The following is a 4,424-nucleotide window of genomic DNA, read 5'->3' on the forward strand; positions in this document are numbered from 1 at the left end:
GTAGGCGCCGCCGWTGATCAGCGAGGGATGCGCGAGATTGACGATGCGCATCACGCCGAAGACCAGCGACAGGCCGGAGCCCATCAGGGCGATGACGCCGCCAAGCGCCAGGCCGAGGATCAAAATCTGAATTATCTCTGACATCATATTCCCCGTCAGGCGGCCTTCTTGCCGCCGAGGTAGAGTTCCTGGATGCGCGGATCGGCCAGAACCTTGGTCGCCGGGCCTTCAAACAGCGTGCGTCCGAGATCGAGCACGACACCCCAATCGGCATTTTTCAGCCCCATCATGGCGTTCTGTTCGACCAACAACACGGTGACGCCCTCCGCCGACATCATCTTCATGATGTCGAACATCTCCTGGACGATCTTGGGCGCGAGGCCGAGCGACGGCTCGTCGAGCATAACGATGTCAGGCTTGATGATCAGGGTGCGGGCCATGGCGAGCGTCTGCTGCTGGCCGCCCGACATGGTGCCGGCATGCTGGTCGGCGCGCTCGCGCAGGATCGGGAAACGCTCGAGGATGCCCTCGATGCGCCGCTCCAGCTCCTTCTTGTCGTCAAGGATGAAGCCGCCCATGCGCAGGTTTTCGCGCACCGTCATCTTGGGAAACAGCGCGCGTTCCTGCGGCACGAAGCAGATGCCCTTGCGCAGGATCTGGTCGGGGCGCAGGCCGTTCAGCCGCTCGCCCTTGAAGATCACGTCGCCCTTGCGGATCGACAGCATGCCGCAGATCGCCTTGAGCAGCGTCGACTTGCCAGCACCATTGGGTCCGATGATGCAATGGACCTTGCCCGGTTCGACGGTCAGATGCGCGCCATCGAGGATGGCGGGGCCATCGCCATAGCCGGCGGTGATGTTGGTGACTTCCAGAAGCCTGGTCATCATGCCGCCTCGTCTTCGAGCACGCCGCCGAGATAGGCGTCGAGCACATGGGGATCCTTGCGGACGACTTCAGGCGTGCCGGCGCAGATGACCTTGCCATGCGCCATGACCACGACCTTGTGGGAAAGCCGCATGATCAGGTCCATGTTGTGTTCGACGATCAGCACCGTCATGCCCTTGTCGTTGAGGGCGCGGATGTGACCGACGATCTCTTCCATCAGCGACGGGTTGACCCCGCCGGCCGGCTCGTCGAGCAGGATGATCTTCGGGTCCGACATCAAAAGGGCCGCCAGATCCATCAGCTTCTTCTGGCCATAGGAAAGATTGTGGCCGTCCTCATGGGCGATGCGGGTGATGCCGAGGAAGTCGAGGATGGACATCGCCTTGTCCTTTTCCTCGCGCGACATCGCCGGCTTGAACAGCCCGCGGATGCCTTCGACCTTGGACTGGACGATGACGTTTTCGATGACCGTCATGTCGCCGAGGTTGCGGGAGATCTGAAAAGTGCGGCTGAGGCCCTTGGCGGTGATCTTGTGCGGGCGCAGATGGTCGATGCGCTCGCCGTCAAGCCAGACTTCGCCGGAACTTGGCACGGCCGTCCGGCTGATGCAGTTGAAGGCCGTCGTCTTGCCGGCACCATTCGGCCCGATCAGGGCGGTAATCGACCCTCTCTCGACCGTGAAGGTCGCCCCGTCGACGGCCTTGATGCCGCCGAAATGCTTGCAAAGGTTCTTTACTTCGAGCATGCGCCCGATCTCCCATTCCGAGCTCAGCCGGCCAGGCCGGCGGTGGTGAAGACGCCCGCGAACGGGCGTCCTCCCGGATTGCCTTGTCAGAAGCCAGCCTTGGGGTAGCTGAAYGGCGACACCCCTTCGAACTCGCCGGTCGGGTAGACGAACTTCAGTTCGCCGCCCTGCCACTGGGTCATAATGTGGGACTTTTCGACCGGCAGGCCGACCTTGTCCCAGGAGAAGCGGCCAAGCACGGTCTGGACAGGGTTATCTTTGGTGCGCGCACTCAACCATTCGCCCATCTTGGCATTGTCGGTGGTGCCGGCACCGATCATCGCCTGCTCGATGCCCTGGCAGACCGCGAAGGGAATGGCGCTGTCCTCGTCGGGCTCGACGCCGTATTCGGCCTGGAAAGCCTTGACGAAGTCGGCGTTGTTGAACGGCTTGCCGGCAAGCGAGCTTTCGAACGGCACGTCCTTGTGCCACGTGGTGTGGATCAGCACGCCGTCGGCGGCATCCTTGCCAACGCCTTCGATGAACTCGGTCTGGGCACCCTGGCTGAGATAGACCAGCTTGGGCGTGGCGCCGACAGTCTTCAGCGCGCGCGTCAACTGCACTGCCTCTTCGGCAGACGCTGTCAGGCCGATGATCATTTCGGCGCCTGAGCGCTTGATCGAGTTGGCAAGGTTCAGCCAGTCGTTGAAACCTTCCTCCGGCCACTTCTCTTCCATCACCACCTTGATGCCGACGTCGGCGAGATAACCAGGCGCCAGATCGGCGATCTCCTTGTCGGTTGCCGGATCGTTGACCTTCTGGCCGAGCAGACCCGCGGCGATCGCATTGGCGAAGAAGTCGTCGGCGGAAACAACCGCCACAGTCTTGGGAACCGCATCCGCAGGAATGAGCTGCTTGATGACGCCAGCCACGTCCTTGCCAGTGTATTCAGCCGCGTTGACCTGGAAATAGAACAGGTTCTTGTAGCCCTGTTCATAGATGCGCAGCGCGCCGCCCGAAGGAATGGCATGCACCATGTTGTATTTGGACAGGATGCTGGCGACCGGGAAAGTTAGCCGGCTTGAAAAGGTTCCGTAGACGGCCTCCACCTTGTCGACATTGATGAAGCGTTCGTACTGGTTGATGGCAGTGGCGGTATCGGAACGGTTGTCGCTGACGACCAGTTCGACCTGCCGCCCAAGAATGCCGCCCGCGGCATTGATCAGCTTGATGCAGAGTTCATAACCGCGCTTGTGCTTCTCGCCGCTGACCGAAAGGCCACCGGTGATCGGCAGCGATGCCCCGATTTTCAGGTTCTCGGCGTGGGYGGCACCCGCAAGCAGCGACATCGCGGCCAGAGCGGTGACAAATTTCATAGGCTTCCGCGTAGTGTTCATGGATATTCCTCCCTGGTGCAATCGATTGCACATTCAGTTCGAATAACACCGCACAAGCGCCCTCGGCTACTCGCCAGCGACGTTGGACCGCGTATCTGTCGGGGGCTCCTCCCTCCCGAACCGTTGCAAAGCTGAGAACCCGCCCCTCCAAAACGTTCGGGAACCCTTAACCGTGCAATCGATTGCGAAATATTTGCAGACAGTTTGATCTACGTCAAGGATTATGTGCAATCGATTGCCCAAACTAGATCTCATCTGCTATCTGGAAGCGGAAAGAGGCGCGAAATGATGTTCAAGAAGCGTGTGACCCTGAAAGACATCGCCAAGGAAACGGGCGTTCACGTGTCGACAGTGTCGCGCGCACTCGACCCTGTCGAGCGCAAGAACATCACCGAGGAGGTAGCCGCCCGAATCCAGGCTGCAGCCGAGAGCCTGGGCTATCGTCCGAACCGCATCGCCGCCGGCTTGCGGACCAACAAAACGATGACGGTGGGCGTGATGATCCCCGACATCACCAACGTCATCTTCCCGCCCATCCTGCGCGGCATCGAAAGCGTGCTGGAGCCGCTCGGCTATGCCTCCATCATCGTCAACACCGACAGCGAGCGCGACCGCGAAAGCCGGCTTGTCGACGTGCTGCGCGACCGAGGCGTCGACGGCATCGTCCATGCGGCGGTGCTGCGCAGCGACCCGTCCATCGCCAAGGCAGCTGCCGACGGGCTCCCGGTGGTGACGCTGAACCGCAAGGTCGAGAACTCGAAAATCCCTTATGTCATCAATGACGAGGATGCCGGCATCTGCCAGATGCTGCGCCATCTCCGCGATCTCGGGCACCGCGACATCGCCCACCTCGCCGGACCGCAGGATTTGTCGACCGGCCAGCTTCGCCTCGCTGCTTTTCGCAATGCCGCAAAAAAGCTGTCGATCGAATTCCGCTCCGACCTTGTTGTCACCGCCAAGCGCTTCGACGAGACGGAAGGGGCGCGCTGCGTCCAGGAACTTCGGGCGTCGGGCAGGACATTCACGGCGATCCTGTGCGCCAATGACCGTCTCGCTCTGGGGGCGATCGACGGGCTGCGCGAGCAAGGCATCGACTGTCCGCGCAAGGTCTCGGTCACCGGGTTCAATGACATGCCGTTCCTGGAATTGATCCGGCCCAAGCTGACGACCGTCAGGATCCAGCAGCACAGCGCCGGACGCACCGCGGCCACCATCCTGATGCAGCTGATGAATGGCGAGCAGCCCGAAGATGTCCCGATGGAGACGATCCTGCCTGTCGAGATCATCATCCGCGAGAGCACCGCGCCGGCGTGCTGACGCAGTTGCCAGATAGCAAAACGCCCCGCTTGAGGCGGGGCGTTTTGGGATTTGGATTTGAAGAGGTTTGGTTGCGGGGACAGGATTTGAACCTGTGACCT

Annotated in this window: 4 protein-coding genes; 1 reads left to right on the plus strand and 3 read right to left on the minus strand. The window is 61.3% G+C overall.

The genetic code is table 11. The annotated features are described in order from the left end of the window. Positions 1-155: 155 nt before the first annotated feature. The 3 genes from AC1DUU_RS24365 to AC1DUU_RS24375 form a co-directional block, all read right to left on the minus strand. Positions 156-887 carry an ABC transporter ATP-binding protein gene (locus tag AC1DUU_RS24365; RefSeq protein WP_476785954.1) on the minus strand — a complete coding sequence of 244 codons (732 nt, stop codon included), beginning with the start codon at positions 885-887 and terminating at the stop codon, positions 156-158. Then, complete coding sequence (locus AC1DUU_RS24370; RefSeq protein WP_476785955.1) at positions 884-1,630, minus strand: ABC transporter ATP-binding protein; 747 nt, start codon at positions 1,628-1,630, stop codon at positions 884-886. Before AC1DUU_RS24370 ends, AC1DUU_RS24365 begins: the two co-directional genes overlap by 4 nt. An 86-nt stretch (positions 1,631-1,716) precedes the next feature. Then, positions 1,717-3,006, minus strand: coding sequence for an amino acid ABC transporter substrate-binding protein (locus tag AC1DUU_RS24375; protein WP_476785956.1), 1,290 nt, complete (start codon positions 3,004-3,006; stop codon positions 1,717-1,719). A 285-nt stretch (positions 3,007-3,291) separates the two neighbouring features. Between AC1DUU_RS24375 and AC1DUU_RS24380 the strand changes: the two genes are divergently transcribed. Beyond that, on the plus strand, positions 3,292-4,323 hold the full coding sequence (locus AC1DUU_RS24380) for a LacI family DNA-binding transcriptional regulator (protein ID WP_476785957.1): 1,032 nt from the start codon (positions 3,292-3,294) through the stop codon (positions 4,321-4,323). The last annotated feature ends 101 nt before the right edge of the window (positions 4,324-4,424 follow it).

The organism is Aminobacter sp. P4_H6_2 (assembly GCF_056400805.1).